General features: G+C 48.5%; 18 protein-coding genes. 10 read left to right on the top strand and 8 right to left on the bottom strand.

Going from position 1 to position 16,670, the window contains the following annotated elements; all coding sequences use genetic code 11:
- Together BZG78_RS14415 and BZG78_RS14410 are read left to right on the top strand one after the other, a co-directional pair.
- A partial coding sequence (locus tag BZG78_RS14415; RefSeq protein WP_206779564.1) for a hypothetical protein occupies positions 1–490 on the top strand: 490 nt, incomplete at its 5' end.
- Positions 491–779: 289 nt separating this feature from the next.
- Entirely contained in the window at positions 780–1,223 is a 444-nt protein-coding gene (locus BZG78_RS14410; RefSeq protein ID WP_077661597.1) for a hypothetical protein, read from the top strand.
- A gap of 173 nt (positions 1,224–1,396) precedes the next feature.
- Here the strand turns inward: BZG78_RS14410 and BZG78_RS14405 are convergent, their stop codons facing one another.
- Both BZG78_RS14405 and BZG78_RS14400 read right to left on the bottom strand, forming a co-directional pair.
- Positions 1,397–1,936: a hypothetical protein gene (locus BZG78_RS14405; RefSeq protein WP_131826088.1), complete on the bottom strand. Its 540-nt coding sequence runs from the start codon at positions 1,934–1,936 to the stop codon at positions 1,397–1,399.
- On the bottom strand, positions 1,884–2,261 hold the full coding sequence (locus BZG78_RS14400) for a hypothetical protein (protein WP_077461097.1): 378 nt from the start codon (positions 2,259–2,261) through the stop codon (positions 1,884–1,886). The genes BZG78_RS14405 and BZG78_RS14400 overlap by 53 nt, the downstream gene beginning before the upstream one ends.
- Positions 2,262–2,610: 349 nt before the next feature.
- On the opposite strand from BZG78_RS14400, the gene BZG78_RS14390 reads away from it, so the two are divergent.
- Entirely contained in the window at positions 2,611–3,087 is a 477-nt protein-coding gene (locus BZG78_RS14390) for a GNAT family N-acetyltransferase (RefSeq protein WP_347336564.1), read from the top strand.
- 13 nt (positions 3,088–3,100) lie between these two features.
- Here BZG78_RS14390 and BZG78_RS14385 read toward each other — a convergent pair whose 3' ends face one another.
- The 4 genes from BZG78_RS14385 to BZG78_RS14370 form a co-directional block, all read right to left on the bottom strand.
- On the bottom strand, positions 3,101–3,928 hold the full coding sequence (locus tag BZG78_RS14385; RefSeq protein WP_077661594.1) for a TauD/TfdA family dioxygenase: 828 nt from the start codon (positions 3,926–3,928) through the stop codon (positions 3,101–3,103).
- Positions 3,925–4,176: a hypothetical protein gene (locus tag BZG78_RS14380; RefSeq protein ID WP_077661593.1), complete on the bottom strand. Its 252-nt coding sequence runs from the start codon at positions 4,174–4,176 to the stop codon at positions 3,925–3,927. Before BZG78_RS14380 ends, BZG78_RS14385 begins: the two co-directional genes overlap by 4 nt.
- A gap of 194 nt (positions 4,177–4,370) precedes the next feature.
- A complete protein-coding gene (locus BZG78_RS14375) occupies positions 4,371–4,607 on the bottom strand; it encodes an RNA recognition motif containing protein (protein ID WP_077661592.1) in 237 nt (78 codons plus the stop codon).
- Positions 4,608–4,724: 117 nt separating this feature from the next.
- Positions 4,725–5,168 carry a MarR family transcriptional regulator gene (locus tag BZG78_RS14370; protein WP_077661591.1) on the bottom strand — a complete coding sequence of 148 codons (444 nt, stop codon included), beginning with the start codon at positions 5,166–5,168 and terminating at the stop codon, positions 4,725–4,727.
- A 174-nt stretch (positions 5,169–5,342) separates the two neighbouring features.
- Here BZG78_RS14370 and BZG78_RS14365 point away from each other — a divergent pair, with 174 nt between their 5' ends.
- From BZG78_RS14365 to BZG78_RS14355, 3 genes are all read left to right on the top strand, one after another.
- A complete protein-coding gene (locus BZG78_RS14365; RefSeq protein WP_021023689.1) occupies positions 5,343–5,771 on the top strand; it encodes an organic hydroperoxide resistance protein in 429 nt (142 codons plus the stop codon).
- A gap of 184 nt (positions 5,772–5,955) precedes the next feature.
- Complete coding sequence (locus BZG78_RS14360; protein ID WP_108743396.1) at positions 5,956–6,480, top strand: GNAT family N-acetyltransferase; 525 nt, start codon at positions 5,956–5,958, stop codon at positions 6,478–6,480.
- A gap of 92 nt (positions 6,481–6,572) precedes the next feature.
- Positions 6,573–7,295: a hypothetical protein gene (locus BZG78_RS14355; RefSeq protein ID WP_131826087.1), complete on the top strand. Its 723-nt coding sequence runs from the start codon at positions 6,573–6,575 to the stop codon at positions 7,293–7,295.
- Between the two features lie 52 nt (positions 7,296–7,347).
- On the opposite strand, the gene BZG78_RS14350 is transcribed toward BZG78_RS14355, so the two are convergent.
- On the bottom strand, positions 7,348–9,453 hold the full coding sequence (locus tag BZG78_RS14350) for an ATP-binding protein (protein WP_077661588.1): 2,106 nt from the start codon (positions 9,451–9,453) through the stop codon (positions 7,348–7,350).
- A 145-nt stretch (positions 9,454–9,598) separates the two neighbouring features.
- Between BZG78_RS14350 and BZG78_RS14345 the strand changes: the two genes are divergently transcribed.
- From BZG78_RS14345 to lhgO, 4 genes are all read left to right on the top strand, one after another.
- Positions 9,599–10,948, top strand: coding sequence for a sigma-54 dependent transcriptional regulator (locus BZG78_RS14345; RefSeq protein WP_077661587.1), 1,350 nt, complete (start codon positions 9,599–9,601; stop codon positions 10,946–10,948).
- Positions 10,949–11,241: 293 nt separating this feature from the next.
- Entirely contained in the window at positions 11,242–12,252 is a 1,011-nt protein-coding gene (locus tag BZG78_RS14340; protein WP_077661586.1) for a TAXI family TRAP transporter solute-binding subunit, read from the top strand.
- A gap of 83 nt (positions 12,253–12,335) precedes the next feature.
- A complete protein-coding gene (locus tag BZG78_RS14335; RefSeq protein ID WP_077661585.1) occupies positions 12,336–14,489 on the top strand; it encodes a TRAP transporter permease in 2,154 nt (717 codons plus the stop codon).
- Positions 14,490–14,496: 7 nt separating this feature from the next.
- Positions 14,497–15,732 carry an L-2-hydroxyglutarate oxidase gene (gene lhgO / locus BZG78_RS14330; protein ID WP_077661584.1) on the top strand — a complete coding sequence of 412 codons (1,236 nt, stop codon included), beginning with the start codon at positions 14,497–14,499 and terminating at the stop codon, positions 15,730–15,732.
- Positions 15,733–15,791: 59 nt separating this feature from the next.
- On the opposite strand, the gene BZG78_RS14325 is transcribed toward lhgO, so the two are convergent.
- Positions 15,792–16,436 carry an NAD(P)H-binding protein gene (locus tag BZG78_RS14325; protein WP_077661583.1) on the bottom strand — a complete coding sequence of 215 codons (645 nt, stop codon included), beginning with the start codon at positions 16,434–16,436 and terminating at the stop codon, positions 15,792–15,794.
- Positions 16,437–16,670 lie beyond the last annotated feature (234 nt).

The raw sequence follows: 16,670 nt of genomic DNA, 5'->3' as shown, positions 1-16,670 counted from the left end.
GTACCTTGATGAGTGTATATTTCACGCTCAGAATATTTTATTGTCAGAAGATCTTACGAGTATTTATGCACGACAATCTCGGTTGTTCATAATTAGGAGGTTTGATACTTTAACAATTGACATGTCAGGTTACTTGACAGATCTAGRAATGGAAAAGATTAGACTTGCTTTTGTAGCTCTACGAGTTTATTTCCATGCAGCATCGCATGAAAGTGAACTGGATAAGCAATTAGAAGAGGATTATCAATTGAGATTAGATGCTTTTAATAACTATCTATACCCTAGTGAAATGTGGCATCGCAGTTCTTATGAGGCTTATATGAAAAAGCTTGTGGTTGATAAAGAATCGGAAGCAACAATGAATAAGCAACAAATTGAGAACCGTATTAGGGCAATTAAAGAAGTGTGCTTAGACGAAGTTCAGTGTTTACATGATTCTCGTATTAACTGGCTTGCAAGACGTCATACAATACTAAATACAGCGGTATAACAAACGAGTATGTCATCAATTACTAAATTTTGGCGAGATTTTTTTATTTCATATCACGCCGTCTCTGCTCATTAAATTTAAGATTTTCACCATCTTACGCAAACAGAAATTTATGGCGATTTTTTTAGTCATTCATCGTGTGAGTCTAAAAGTAGTGCTTAGCGAGATTAACGCTAAAAAAGAATGAGTAAATATAGCTACCTCCGGTATTAAAAGTCGCACCTCAGTGTGGAAGATATTCAAGAGGGTAACCCTGTCATTCGTTATACATTTAGATAGAGTAGTGCTAATGAAGTTTAAAATAGCAGATAAAAGAACAAGAAATTTGTATCTAGGGCCGCTTAGTGTTTTTATGTTTTGGCCTTCTTTGATATTTTTTGGTTCATGGTTTATGGGTGATGTAATTAGTCTTGATTATCTCCTTTATGTTTGCCTTTTTTGCTCTGTTCCTGCGCTATTAAACTATAAAGGAAGATGCGATTTTAAAAACTACGCTGAAAATCATACCATTGAAGTTTCAGGCAAGGGATTAATTTCTTATGAGCCTGACACACAAGAAATCATGGAGTGGGAAAGCGTTAAAACGATCAAGGTTAAGCGTTCAAAGGGAAAGGTAAAATCTATAAAAATCTTTGGTAACCATGGGTTAACGGCTGATTTGTCAAGATACGAAGATTTAGATAGGCTCTATGATGAACTGAAAAATGTGATAGAGGCAGGGCGTTGGAGATAGGTGTATAGTGGGTTAATTGGACTCCCGCTCTAAACAAACCACTCTTTAGCTGACTGATTAGTAGCGGGGATAACAAGAGTCGCAATACGATTGTCGGGTTTTATTTAGCTACCGAAACTGCTGATTATTCTTTGGTTTTGATCGTATTATTGCCCGAGGTATTATCTCTACGGCTATTCATTGCTATTCTGAAATTCAGGATATTGCTCAAGGAACTCAATCATATCGAAAGGCATAACTGTTGATTGTCGGTTGTACCATTTTACAAGCGATTTTACGTTGAGTGCATCAAATTCATGCTTAAAGTCGTCACTGCGATATACATTCGATAGCTCGAGCCACTCGTCTAAGTACTGTGTATCTTTCGATTCAGAAGTATATGCTAACAATGCAGAGTTGTAGGAGGATAGCTCTTTTCCCCAGCAATCAATTTCTGCTAGATGTTTAATATAACCAGTTGCTGCTACTTTTTCGCTTCGACTAAGATTAACAAACCAGCTTTCCTTGATCGGCTCTAATGGTTGACGATTTTTACGGCAATTACTTGCTTTTTCTTCTAGTGCAGAATAAGTGCGATCCATTTCGGACTTTAAAAATTCTTCCCATGTAAGGGCATGGCCTACAATAGGAAGGCTTATCAGTAAAAGTAAGGTGGCTTTTCTACAGAGCATTAGAAACACATCTCCAAAATTCGTAATCTTTTCCTGTTGCATTTAGTGCTGTCATATCAGCGTGATCTTGCAGTCTACGGCGCCGAATAATTCCTACACTTTTAAATGCATCAGCGAAACCTTTCCAGTCATATATACTGATATTAATGCCTGTGGATACTACTGATGCTGAACCCTCAATAATAACTGAACCATTCGCACTTCTTGATGCAAATAGTTGAAATAGTGGAACACCAGATAAGACTGCTTCAAGTACATTGGCAGTATCGATTATCCTGTTCATTTCCTTGATGCCATCAAGGGTCTGAGCGCTAGGCTCAAAGCTATCTATATTGCAAAAATCACCTTTAAAGCTTGATACTGGCATACCTGTTCCCTGTGAGTCATTATCTCGGTATTTAAAAGTAAATACTTACAAGAGTCACAGAAAACCTTATGATATTGGAGCGTCATCACGTAAATATCAATTTTTGGGATACCCCCATGCACCTGACTTTCCGTCCCATCAATCTTGAAACCGATTTTGCTAATTGTGTGGCTGCACGTCGGGACGCTTTTGTGTGTAGCTTTGGCTCCGATGAGGGGGGAGAAGATTTTTATCAGTATTGGTTGCCGGCGTAGATACTTATTCGCGCCAATATGCGATTATGGCGCGATAGAACGTTTCAGTAGGCGAGTGGTTTATGACACTGATATGCCGATCAAAAAGGCTCAATGTGCGACAGTTTACACTCGACGATGCGCCGTTTATTGTGGAGCTGCTTAATGATGCGTCGTTTATACGCTATATCGCAGATAAAAAGGTGCGCACTGAACAAGATGCGATCGAGTATCTCCGTCACGGGCCGCTTGCGAGTTATCAAGTATATGGTTTTGGTTTAAATCTGGTGGAACGGCGGGAAGATGGTGAGCCCATCGGTATGTGCGGCGTGCTCAAGCGCGATGAGTTGGCATATCCAGATGTAGGCTACGCGTTTTTATCGCGTTACACCGGGCAAGGATACGCCACAGAAGCCGCCGAGGCGGTGCTTGAGGCAACCTTATTAGCGAGCGGACTGAATACCGTTCAAGCAGTGACCTTACCGGACAACCAACCCTCAAACCGTTTGCTCGAAAAGCTCGGGTTTCAGCTACAATGCCAAATCATGCTTTATGGGCATAGCAATAATCTATATGAATATACCCGCGCCTGAACGCCGTTAGGTGTTACTGAGCACTGTCACCCTGAACGGTGACGCGGTGCAATCGTCTGGGCGCGTCGCCATAATCGGTTACTGCGTAGTGTTGGGTGGCGCGATTATCCCAGATCGCCACCGAATGCTTTTGCCAGCGAAAACGAACGTGATATTTCGATTGGCGTGCTTGACAGAACAGTGTCGCCAGCCGTTGTTGGCTATCAGCCTCTGGCCAGTCGGCAATCGTGCGAGTAAATTGCTCGTTAATAAATAGCACTTCTTGGCCGGTTTCAGGGTGGGTCTGTACCATGGCACGGCGAATAGGCGGGTAGTCTTGAGCGCGTTTCGAGACCACACTCTGGCCGTCGGCGTCTTGATGATCGTAACGGCTGCCTTCAAAGGCGTGCAGTGCGTGAATGGTGTTGAGCTGGCGTAGCTCGGTTTTTTCTTCCTCGGTTAGATCGGCCCATACTGCTGCCATGTCACACCAAATCGTATCTCCGCCATGTTCTGGCACATATTGCGCGTGTAAAACCGAGCATTTGGGCGGCACCGCTTGCCATGTCATGTCGGTGTGCCAATAGCTTTGGCTGGGTGGATTGCCGCGGCTGGTTTCAATTACGACCACTTGGTTGTTGTCGGGCAGGTGAGGGAAAAACGGGTGAGGAGGCTCAAGCTCGCCGAAGCGTTTTGCCAGTGCGACATGGTCGTTGGTTGAGAGAGGCTGCTCGCGAAAGAAAAGCACTTTGTAGCGTAAAAATGCTTGGTATAGCGCCGCAAACTCAGTGTCTGACAGCTGGGATAAATCGACATTATCGACTTGCGCCCCTAACGTATTGCCTAAAGGGGTTATCTTCATTTGAACCATACCTTACCGCCAATAAATTTGTAGGCTGGTGTGCCTCGCATCAGGGTGTCACGCGCAAAGGGCTGTTCGCACTGAGGGCAGTGACACGGCGTGGTGGTGGCATCCTCAACAATCCTTTCTTTAAAGCACTTCACCAAAGCGCCTTTACCACCTTTTCGGTATTTAAACAGCTGTGCGTTACAGCGTTTACAGAAAATATCGATGGTTTTGGTGGGGCCTTTTTTATTCGGTTTTGCCATTTTGATTGCTCGAGCGTCACTACATGCCGAAAGCTTGATAGTGACGAGTCGGGCGTAGGCTGTCAATCAGCTATCGTTTAATGACGCTTTACGTTATTAACGCTTGGCAACCATAAACAAAAGCCAACACGGGTGATCGTGTTGGCTATCGTTCCCGCCTCACAGCCAATGTAAGTGCAAAGGGCTTTTTTTGCTTAGTTCGCGATTTTCACGCGGATTTTGCTCTTTGCAACGCTGGCCAAGTTCAGTGCGGCAATTGCAGCGTTAGCCTGGGCATCGTCAGGCATAGTCACAAAAGCAAAGCCTTTGGATTCGCCAGTCTCTTGATCCAGCACCAGATTGCAGTCGGTGACGTCGCCGTGTTCAGAAAACAGCAGACGGAGTTCTTGTTCGGTGGTGGTGCGTGCAAGATTGCGAGCTAAAAGTTTCATTATTGTCCGTTAATATCGAGGTAACAACACCGATTGTCTCAGTAAAGGATGCCACGACCAAGTAATAGTTTGGCTTTCTTATCGATACGTTAGCCTTGAGTGCTGCTCAGCCGACGTTTATGCGTCACTTTCTCCTAAGTCATGATTGATTTTATCGAGCAGCGCAATAAGTTGCTGGGCTTGCTGATCATCAATGCTAGGAAACTTACAACGAATCTTTTCAGGAATTTCCGCTGCTTGGTGCTGCAGCTCAATGCCTTTGCCCGTCAATGTTACCCACCGCTTTCGCTTATCGTCTTCGTCTTTCACTATGGTGAGCAAGCCTTTATCGCTCATCTTTTTCAAAATCTGCGTCATCGCGCCACCGTCAATACTGGTTTTCTCCACCAGATTTGCGATCGCGAGTCGGTCAGTTTCCCACAGCGCCATCATCACTACATATTGCGGGTAGGTGAGATCAAGCTCGCTCAACCAGGAACGGTAGGCACGCGAAATACCGTTGGAGGCCTTGTATAAGCGGTGACAGATTTGGCTATTGAGCTTCAATTGGGGATAGGTCATGGCTTGTCATTGTCCGTGTGTCTAGTGAGTATTTTATTTTGCGCGCAAAGTATTTGCAATGCTGGGTTATGCGATCTAGTATTTTGCATGCAAAATAAATCTGATGTAAGCGGGCTTCACCGTACTTGCTGAGTACGAGAAAGCCACAAGCGGACTGAAACACAGGAGAGTGAAATGAAAGAGCTACAAAGTGTTGCCTATACAGCAAAAGCCACCGCTACCGGAGGCCGCGAAGGGTCTGCAAAATCCGATGACGGACGTTTAGATGTGGCGCTTTCCACGCCTAAAGGTTTGGGCGGAAACGATGGCGAAGGCACCAACCCTGAGCAGCTTTTTGCCGCCGGTTATGCGGCGTGTTTTATTGGCGCGCTGCGTTTGGTGGCCGGTAAAGCAGGCGTGACCTTGCCCGAAGACACCCACATTAACTCAGAAGTGTCGATTGGCCCCATTGATGGCGGTTTTGGCATTGCCGTGAAGTTGGCAGTATCTGTTGGCGATCTGGATAAAGACACCGCGCATTCATTGGTTGAGCAAGCGCACCAAGTCTGCCCGTATTCCAATGCCACGCGTGGCAATATTAAGGTCGAGCTGTCAGTGATTTAACATCGCTAGCACGCTATGATAGGGAGCGCTGTCAATCAGGGCTCCCTTTTTTATGTCCGTTCTTTAAGGGAGCAGCGCGTTGTTGGGGGCTCCCTGACTAGAAGTGCTCAGCATTGACCGCTCAGACTAACCACTAAAACTAGCGCACAGCCCTATACCAATAACAAGGATGATGAGAACTGGTATGTTAGAAACCACCACTAGTCAGCTTACCGAGATAAATGTCGCTCCACTAACGAATGCAGATATAGAGGGTGTTCGCCAGGTATCGTTACCTGACCAACAAGTGAAATTTGCGGGGACCGCAGACGAATTTCTTGCTGAGGACAGTGAGACTATTCACCGCCATGTGATCAAACGAGCGGGCGAGACGGTAGGCTTTTTTAAACTCGATACCGACTATACGTCTCAGTATGACTTTTGCCCGCCAAAGACGTTAGGCCTGCGCATGTTTGTAGTGGATGCGCGTTATCAAGGGCAAGGTCTAGGCACCGGTGCGGTTAAAGCCTTGCTTGAGTATTTGCCCGTTGATTATCATGATTTCAATTGGGTGTATCTCACTGTGAACTGTCAAAACCCGGCCGCTAAAGCCTGTTACCAAAAAGGCGGCTTTACTGATACAGGCGAGCTGTACTGGGGCGGCGCGGCAGGGCCTCAGCATATTATGTATGCTGCGATTGACGCCGATAATAAGGGCAAAGCGCAATGAGAAAGGGCAGAACCACAACGTTTGGTCATATGCGACAATGGCTTAGGGCAGGCTTAGACTTGCACACGATGTGCCAACAGACAGCTCGAATCATGAGTGTGTTGTTTGTCGGGGGGCTATCAACGGGGGCCTATGCGCAAGGGTTGGATTTTCGCGTTGAAACCGGCGGGGTGACGTTTAGCAAAAATGATGTCAGCATCCCCGGAGATACCGGCACTCGCTTTGATATGACCGATTTAACCGGCCGAACCGCAACGCCTTACTTGCGTTTGTATGGCACGTATCAGTTCCATCCCCAGCACGCGGTACGGCTAACCTTTGCGCCTCTATCTGTCGATGGTCGTGGCACGCTGTCAAAAAGCATCCAGTTTCAGGATCAGCGCTTTGCCGCCGAGCAAGCCATTGATGCGGATTATCAATTCAATACCTATCGTGCGACATACCGCTGGACGTTTTACGATCAAGGCCCTTGGCAGTGGGGCGTCGGTGCCGCCGCCTTGGTGAGAGATGCTGAAATCACCCTCGCGCAAGGTGAAACAAAAGCAACGAAGTCCAACGTTGGCGTGGTGCCCTTGTTGCATGGGTATGGTCAATATCGTCTATCCGATCGCGCGGCGTTGATCTTGGATGTGGAAGGCGCGTGGTCACCCATGGGACGAGCGGTTGATGCGGCGCTGATGTTGGAGTATCACCTTGGCGATGGCTGGTATGGCGCTCTGGGGTATCGCACCCTAGAAGGTGGGGCTGACAACGATGAAGTCTATAACTTTTCTTGGCTTCACTATGGCCTAGCCAGCCTCCGGTACCGGTTTTAACTGTTCAAGTCTGATTGTGGGCATGAGTAGGCTAAGCCTAGTAGTTCAATGATCATGATGCTGGCTGAAAAGTAAGCGTAAAGGTCAGCCCACCTTGAGAGTTAGGTGCAACCCGTATTTTACCATTTATGTCACGCACGTTATTGGCGGTGATCGCCAATCCTAATCCAAGTCCCTCACCGATTTTCTTCGAGGTGACAAACGGCTCGAACATACTCTCCAAGGCCTCTGCTGAGGCTCCGCAGCCGTTGTCACTCACCGTCATCTCGACTGCCGTTTTAGCGGGCGTGACCCCAAACACCAAGGTCGGCGCCGCAGTATTTGTCATTGCATCGCATGCGTTAGACACCAAGTTTCCCAGGATTTGTAATAGTCTTTGCCCTTCACCGAGTATCATGGGGGTGTCGTGAGGCATACGCACCCGCACATCAATGTTTGCCAACTGAGCTTGATACACACGCAAGGTTTCGTTGAGGGCATCAGGTAAAGAAACGGCATGGAGGTGGTGCGGCTTGTTGTAGGCGAAGGTTTTGAGTTGGCTGGTCATATTAGTCATACGATCAATCAGCTTTTGCACCAGCTGGTTATTGGCTTTAACTTTTTCCGTCTCGCCGCGTTCAGTGAGCAAGGTATTGCTGGTGAGTAAGGTACGAAGGCCGGTAAGTGGCTGATTAAGCTCATGAGTAATAGCACTCGACATTCTCCCTAAGGCAGCCATTTTGCTGGCCTCAATCAGTTGCGCTTGTGCTTGTTGCAGCGCTTGGGTGCGCTCTTCCACGCGCTCGGTGAGTGCTTGGTTCATCTGCTGCAGTGACTGTTCCGCTTTTTTGCGTTTGCTAATGTCAATCAACGTCGCCAGGTAGTATTGCTCATCATGCCAAGGGAAACGGGTGAGTGAGAAAAGCGCAGGAAAGACGCTACTGTCGCTGCGACGTGCCATGGTTTCAACCGCATTGAGCTCAGCCAATTCATTATGTTTGTCGAGATTTTTCAGCAAGGTGAGGGTGGTGGAGTGTGGATTGCCGGTATCAAACAACTCCCAAGCAAAAATGCGGTGATGATTGTTTTCTGGCAAGCCAAATAGCCGTTTGGCCATCGGGTTAAGATCATACAGCGAGCCTTGTTCGTCAATGAGCAATAAACCGACTTGGGTTTTATCAATCATTTGTTTCAGTCGGCGTTGCGACTCTTGCAATAGGCTTTGAATTCGCTGCTGGTGACGGTGTTTCTGCTGCCGTTGTTGGCCGATGATCAGCAATAGAATGACGACAAGTAGGACGGCTGCCACTCCCCATGCGAACAGGTTTGCGGTGTCTTTTATCGGTTTATAGGGGGTCAGGTAACTCACTGACCATTTAAGGTCGTCCAGTTTTACCGTGTGGCCCAAAAACGGGGTGGCATTGAAGCGCCATTGGCTGATGGCGGTGCTGTCGTAGAGGTAGCGTGTTTGTCTCTCCACTGTTTGTTTATTGCCTTGCGTTGGTGCGTTCAGTTGGGCTGCGTTCAGCCAGTCTGCACTGTACTGGCTGCTGCTTGAGAGGAAAAACCGCTGTTGCCGATTTTGTAGCAGAATGAGGTCATCACTGGCGATGGGTTGCTCGGTAAGGAAGCTAAGGTCAATTTGTACCACCACAATGCCGGCGATGTTGAGGTCATCAAAAACAGGGGCAGAGAGGTAATAAAGCGGCCCATAGCCTTTGGTTTTATTCACCAAAGACACGCCTTCACCTTGGCGCAGCACTTGCTCGACGATTGCCAACCGGTCGGGGCGGCTAAAGCGTTCATCAATCAGGCTAGAGGCGAGCACGTCGCCTGATGTAGAGAGCAGTGTCCAGCCTTCGGTATTGGCGGCTTTATCGAGTTGTGTCAGTTTCACTTGGAAAGCGACGGTCTCGTGGCGCTCTCCTTTCATAATTGCCAAGGTATCAGGGTGGTTGGTAAGCAAATAAGGCAGGTGATAAAAGCGCCTTAAGGCACGGCGAACGTCACCGATATAGTTTAAAAGCTTGTTCTGTACCTCGGCGTGTGTTTGCACACTTAATCCCTGATAGGCTGCTTCGCGGCTGATCCCATAAAAGAAAAGCACCAACACCCCAGAGAGAAACAGTATTGCCCAGGTTTTCTTGCTGTCTTGGTGGGTACGGTGATGATTCTGCATAGTGTGCTCTGCTCTGACGTCCGTTTTAGACTGCGGTGAATAGCAAAAATGTTAAAGCGGTGTGATGAGAAAGTGAGAGCTAGATCCTTTTCTGCTGCGTGGCTTTTGCTACCGTAATGAGTCACTTATCACGGATGGTTTTCTCATGACGGTACAGACACTCCCGCGCATTGCCTTGATTGAAGATGACGATATTGTTCGTCACACCACCTGCCAGTGGTTAGAGTTGGCAGGCTTTGAGGTTGAGCCATTCAGCACGGGCCAAACAGGGCTACAAGCTGTATTACAGTATCCGTTTGATGCCGTGGTCAGTGACGTCAAGTTACCGGATGTTGACGGCTTATCTATTCTTACCGAGCTAGACCAGCATCAGGTCGCGACACCTGTGCTGTTTATTACAGGACACGGCGATGTGGATATGGCCGTAGGAGCGCTGCAAAACGGGGCGTTTGATTTTATTGAAAAGCCTTTTGAGCCCGAGCGTTTGTCTCAGCGCGTGACTGAGGCCGTCGACAGCTACCGCCAACATGCCTCGACACAAGAGCGACAAGCCTATTTATCGTGTATTAGTGGATTGGAGAAGGTACTGATTGGCCAAAGCCGAGTGATGCAACAACTTCGTGAGCAGGTGGTAAAGCTGGCGCGTATCGACACCAATGTGATCATTTATGGGGAAACGGGGTGTGGCAAAGAGCTGGTGGCAACCAGTTTACACAATGAAAGTGCGCGACAAGCCCAGCGTTTTGTGCCGATAAACTGCGGCGCCATCCCGGAAAACTTATTTGAAAGTGAGCTGTTTGGCCATGAGTCAGGGGCGTTTACCGGTGCCAATCAGCGTCGTATTGGTAAGTTCGAATACGCGCACAAAGGGACCTTATTTTTTGATGAAGTCGAGAGSATGCCGGCAAGTATGCAGGTAAAAGTGTTGCGCGCGCTTCAAGAGCACACCATTGAAAGAGTGGGAGGAAACCAGTCGATAGCGATCGATACGCGGGTCATTGCGGCCGCTAAATCCGACCTCAATGACCATGAAACCTTCCGGCAAGATTTGTACTACCGTTTGAATGTGGCACAAATCCACCTTCCACCCTTAAGAGAACGTGAAGATGATGCGTTGATTTTGTTTGAGCACTTTACCCGTCAGACCAACCCGGAGACACGCCTTGCCAGTGAGGCGGATCGGCACGCCATTTTGTCTTATTCCTGGCCGGGTAATATTCGTGAGCTGCGCAACGTCGCAGTACGGTTTGCCTTGGATGATGGTATTTCAGTGATGGAAATACTGTCCAATCGCCCCTCATCGACCATGGAAGCCGTTCAATCGGATGTTCCGCTTTTAATCCAGCTACATAACTTTGAACGCAAGGTACTACATGAATGCTTGGTGGCACATCAAGGGCGTATTCATGAAGTGATGTTGGCGCTCGATTTGCCTCGCCGTACCTTGAACCAAAAAATGAAGAAGTTTGGACTCAACCGCGCAGATTACACCTGATGCGTCGGCAAAAATTTGCTCAGTACTATTTCGCCAGCAAGCGCTCCGCGATCACACTTTGTTTACGTTTTGTGACGGTCAACTGCTTATTGAGGTGACACTGTGAGCAAGATTTTGCTTACTAGCTGAGCGGGAAATAAGAAAAATCTTGCTCATTATCGATGAGCTCTCCTAACAATCCTATTATTAACAATAGTTTAACCATTGGCACTCTCTTTGCTATCCATGTGTTGCTGTTAACGAATCGTTTAATTTGTGTAAACCAACAACGCAGCCCTACATGGAGAGTAACAATGAAAATCAATAAGCTATTTAAAGCACTGACGTTTGCCGTGGCCTCATTTAGCGTCGCCTCGACCGCGGTCGCAGAAGACCGAAGTTACATCCTCGCAACGGCCTCTACTGGTGGCACTTACTATCCTGTTGGTGTCGCGCTGGCGACGCTGAGTAAGGTCAAGCTGGCGCCTAAGCATCATTTTTCGCTATCGGCAATCAGCTCTGCTGGTTCAGGTGAGAACGTGAAACTGCTCAATGAAGACGAAGCGCAATTTGCGATCTTACAGGGCTTGTATGGTGCGTGGGCCTGGTCTGGCGAGGGTCCGTATGCAGACAGTGGCCGCCAAGATCAACTGCGCTCTGTGTCTATGCTTTGGCAGAATGTTGAGCACTTTATTGTGCGCAGCGAGCTGGCAGAAACCGGCACCGTGAGTGATTTAAACAACCTTGCGGGTGAGAAGTTTTCTATCGGTAAGAAAAACTCAGGGACCGAGAACTCAGGTCGTCAGATTATGAAAGGACTAGGCGTAGATCCGGAATCCTTTAATTTGGCGTATATGGGTTATGGCGGCAGTGCCAGTGCACTACAAAATGGCACCATTGATGGTATGAACACCCCAGCCGGTGTGCCGGTTGGTGCGGTTACCCAAGCGTTCGCGGCACTGGGAAATGACATTTCCATCTTGTCTTTTACTGACGAACAAATCAAAGCGGCCAACGGTAAATACAACCTTTGGACTAAGTACGAAATTCCTGCCAACACCTATCCTGAGCTAGATAAGCCGGTCACTACCATTGCGCAACCTAACTTCTTGGCCGTACGCAAAGATCTCTCTGATGAGGATGTGTATCAGCTCACCAAGGCTATTTATGAGAATCTGTCTTTCCTTCAGGGCATTCATAAAGCCACTAAAGCCATGGCTATTGAGAAAGCCATCGCCGGTTTGCCTGTGCCGCTCCATCCAGGTGCAGCACGCTACTATCAAGAAGTGGGTATCGACATTCCGTCTGAACTGGTAATGGAATAACGCAATAGCGCTCCGGGATGGCTCGGAGCGCTTATCGAGATCAAAGGTTGCATGGAAACGCAGACACTGCTTGGAGTAAAGGGATGAGCGAGCCAGTTAAGCATCAGTCAGTTGAGCAAGAGCCAGATGAAACAGCGTTGGAGAAATTTGAATTGCCCACACGCGATGACTTTCCGTGGGTGACCACCACCATCACTGTGCTGGGCGTGGTGTTGTCTGTATTGCACATTTGGTTTAACACCTTATCAACGCTTCCGGAGTTATGGATTTCCGCGACCCACTTTGCGGGGTTTGCGGTGATTTGTGCGCTTTGGTACCCGGCACATATCTCTTTGAAGCGGAATAAAATAGCGCTGGCGGTCGATATTTTTATCGCGTTAGGTGCAGTGGCTTGTCTGCTATATATCCCTTATGCCGAAGATGCGTTATACGCGCGTGGGGTAAAATTTGTTACTGCTGATTGGGTATTCGCCAGCTTAGCCATTGTGATTGTGGTGGAGCTGATTCGTCGTACCATGGGGTGGTTTATTCCCATTTTGATCCTAGTGTGCTTGAGCTATGTCGTGCTGTGGGGCGAGTGGGCGTCGGGGATTTTTCACTTTCCCGGACTGAGTCTAGAAACCCTGTTATATCGCAGTTACTACTCCTCGGAGGGGATGTTTGGCGCGATTACCCGGATTAGCTGGACGTTCGTGTTTATGTTCATCTTATTTGGCGCCTTTCTTGTTCGCTCTGGGGTTGGGGATTACATCATTAATGTGGCACGTGCGGCCGCGGGTAAGATTATTGGCGGGCCGGGCTTTATTGCGGTAATTGGCTCTGGGTTAATGGGGTCGGTGTCAGGCTCGAGCGTGGCGAATACAGTATCGACCGGGGTGATTAGTATTCCTTTAATGCAAAAAGCCGGTTTTCCGTCGCGCTTTGCTGCTGGGGTTGAGGCATCAGCTTCAACTGGGGGGCAATTAATGCCACCCGTAATGGGGGCGGGGGCGTTTATTATGGCCTCGTACACCCAAATTCCTTACGTTGACATTATTGCCGTGTCATTAGTACCGGCATTGATTTACTTTCTTTCGGTGGGCTTTTTTGTGCGCATTGAAGCAAAGCGCAGTGGCGTGCAAAAGATTGTTACCACTGAAGACTCCTTATTGATGGTGCTTCTCCGCGGTTGGCATAACCTGATCCCGCTTGCGGTGCTTGTCACCTTGTTGATTAAAGGCTTCACGCCCACCTATGCCGCGGGTATTTCGATTATCTCTGTCATTTTCGCTTCCTGGTTTTCTAAAGAGCACCGGATGGGGCCGAAAGCGATCATCGAGGCGCTGGCGCAAGGGGCAAAAAATATGGCCACTACCGCTATCCTGCTCGTGGGCATTGGTTTGGTGGTGAATGTGATCAGCACCACGGGGATCGGTAATACTTTCTCGCTGATGATTGATGGTTGGGCGAACGGTGATCTATTTATGATGCTGGTGCTAATTGCTATCGCCTCGTTAGTGTTAGGGATGGGGTTACCGGTGACCGCTGCCTATATCGTACTGGGCACCTTGTCGGCACCTGCTCTGTATAAGCTTATCGCTGAAAACCAATTGTTGGAGCTTTTAGTATCAGGCCAGCTTCCCGAGCAAGCCAAGGCGATATTTATGTTGGCAGCCCCAGACAAACTCGATCTTTTAAATGCGCCCATGACCATGGAAACCGCCAAGCAAATGGTCGCTTTAGTGCCAGCTGACTTTATGGAAACCTTGTTAGAGCAAAGCTTAGGGTTGGAGGCGGTCAGTTTGGCTCTGCTTGCTGCGCACTTGATTATCTTTTGGTTATCGCAAGACAGTAACGTGACCCCGCCGTTTTGTTTGACGGCATTCGCGGCGGCCACCATTGCCAAAACGCCACCGATGCGCACCGGGCTGATGGCGTGGAAAATTGCCAAAGGCTTGTATCTCGTGCCTTTGCTGATTGCTTATACCAGCCTGGTTAGCTGGGATATCGCCTCGGTGTTAGAGGTTGGCTTTTTTGCCATTATTGGCACATATGCCTTAATTGGCGCGATTGAAGGATATCTTGAAGGGTCGATTAACTGGCTAAGCCGCCTTTGCTTATTAATGATTGGTGCCTTTTTAGTGTGGCACGATATTCCGCTATGGCTTCGTTTGTTGAGCGTCGTTGGGTTTGTTGGCCTGTTTGTATACAGTGGGCGCAAGTATCAGTTGCAACAATCTCAGCTGCCAGTGTCATGAGGCATGTATGAAATCTGTTTATGATTATGTAGTTGTCGGTGGTGGTATTGTTGGCGCGTCCACGGCTTGGCAGTTAAAACAGCGTTATCCTGGCTGCTCTGTGCTGCTGGTGGAAAAAGAGGCAAGCGTTGCCCAACATCAAACCGGGCATAACAGTGGCGTGATCCACGCGGGTGTCTATTATCCACCAGGCAGTTTAAAAGCCGACTTCTGTAAACGAGGGGCGGCACTGACCATTGAGTTTTGCGCCAAGCACAATATTGCGGTCGAAAACTGCGGCAAGTTATTGGTCGCCACCAACGAGCAAGAGATGGCTCGGATGCAGGCGCTCTATGAACGTTGCTTAACCAATGATATCGACGTGCGCTGGCTGGATGCGGCGGAGCTTCATTCGCAAGAGCCCAATGTTAAAGGTTTAGGTGCCATTGCGGTGCGCGCGACCAGCATTGTTGACTATCGGCGGGTGACTGAGCAAATGATGTGTGAATTTGAAGCGCTCGGTGGTGTCACCCAACTCAGTACAGAAGTGACTGGAGCCAGCGAAGCGGCTGAGCAAGTGACCCTGCATTGCCAAACAAGCGGGGAGCGCCTGACGATTCAATGCCAATTTGTGGTGACATGCAGTGGGTTAATGGCAGATAGAATGACCCAAATGATGGGGATCCCAACCGCGTTTCAAATTATCCCTTACCGCGGTGAGTACTATCAACTTGCGAGCCAGTACCAAGGCTTTGTGAATCACCTTATCTATCCGATTCCCGATCCCGACTTACCTTTTTTAGGCGTCCATCTCACGCGGATGATAGACGGCTCCATTACGGTGGGACCTAACGCGGTGCAAGGCTGGAAGCGAGAAGGCTATGGCAAGGTCAATCTCAGTCTAGAAGATACCTGGCAAATGCTAACGTTTGCGGGCTTTTGGAAAGTCACCATCAATAATCTAAAAGCCGGCTTGGTTGAGCTGAAAAATTCTTGGTGGAAGCCAGGTTATGTCAAGCAGGTGAACAAGTATTGCCCAACGATAAAAGCGAAGGATTTGACTCCGTATCCAGCGGGGATCCGTGCTCAAGCTGTGTTAAATGACGGCACCTTGGTCCATGACTTTCTGTTTGCTGAGAGTGCGCGGAGTTTACACGTGTGTAATGCGCCATCGCCGGCAGCGACCTCTGCAATGCCGATTGGTGAATACATTTGTGACAAGGTGACGCAAAAACAGCAGTGGCTCAGCAATGATGCTGATTAGCGCTACATATCGGAAAGTGAAAGCCAGCGCCTACACTCGGCCGCTGGCTCTTACTTTGATTATTGGTAACCCACGGTAAACGCTTGTTGCAGATGCTTAGGGGTTTCGGCTTCATCAAGCATGGCGACCGCGAAGTCTTCCATTGAAATGCGAGATTGTCCGTTGCTATCTGTCACTAAGGTGTCTGTCCCCAATGTGTACTGACCGGTGCGAGTACCAGGTGCGATCATGGCGGCAGGCGATAGGTAACTCCAAATCACGTCTTGGCTGGCGAGGCACTGCTCATATTGCACTTGGCACGCGCGTGCAATCTCAACCGCTGAGGCAGGGAGAAAGCCCTCTGAGTTTAACACGGTTTCACCGTCAGTGCCTGGAATCATCAGTCGAGCCGCACCGCCGACAATCAGAACGCGCATTTGATGGTGAGCTGCGCCTTGGACGACTGCTTGGGTTAACACCGTTAATTGCGCTTCTTCGCCCGCCGGTGGGCGCAACGCCGTAATGGAAAGATCATGGCCAGCCATTACCGACGCCACCTTGTCCGCATCGTTCAAATTGACGGCGACAGGCGTTACGGCGTCGGGTAGCTTGCTGAATGCTGCCTCGTTACGTGTCACTGCCGTGACCTTATGGCCGCGTTGCAACGCTTCCGACACAATTCGACTGCCAATATCGCCCGTGGCACCAAATACGATTATATTCATTGTGTTAGTCTCCATGTTATGACTCCTGTGTGTCCTTTTGCCGCGCGATAACCAGTAAAAAGGGTGGCTGTCATACGCTTGTGGTTAAACCATGCTGAACTGATTAAGTTGTGATTAATTATTTATCTTGATGTAAAGATAATCACTAGAAATCTTTACGTCAAGATAAGTATATGGGTGTTTTTTATTGAGGAAGAGTGAGGGATGCAATGGAGATAGCGATCCAGCAAGGAT

This window comes from Salinivibrio sp. MA351 (assembly GCF_001996065.1).
Classification (GTDB): Bacteria; Pseudomonadota; Gammaproteobacteria; order Enterobacterales; family Vibrionaceae; genus Salinivibrio; species Salinivibrio costicola.
Note: the sequence above shows the minus strand (reverse complement) of the source record. Positions and strands in the feature narration are given on the sequence as shown.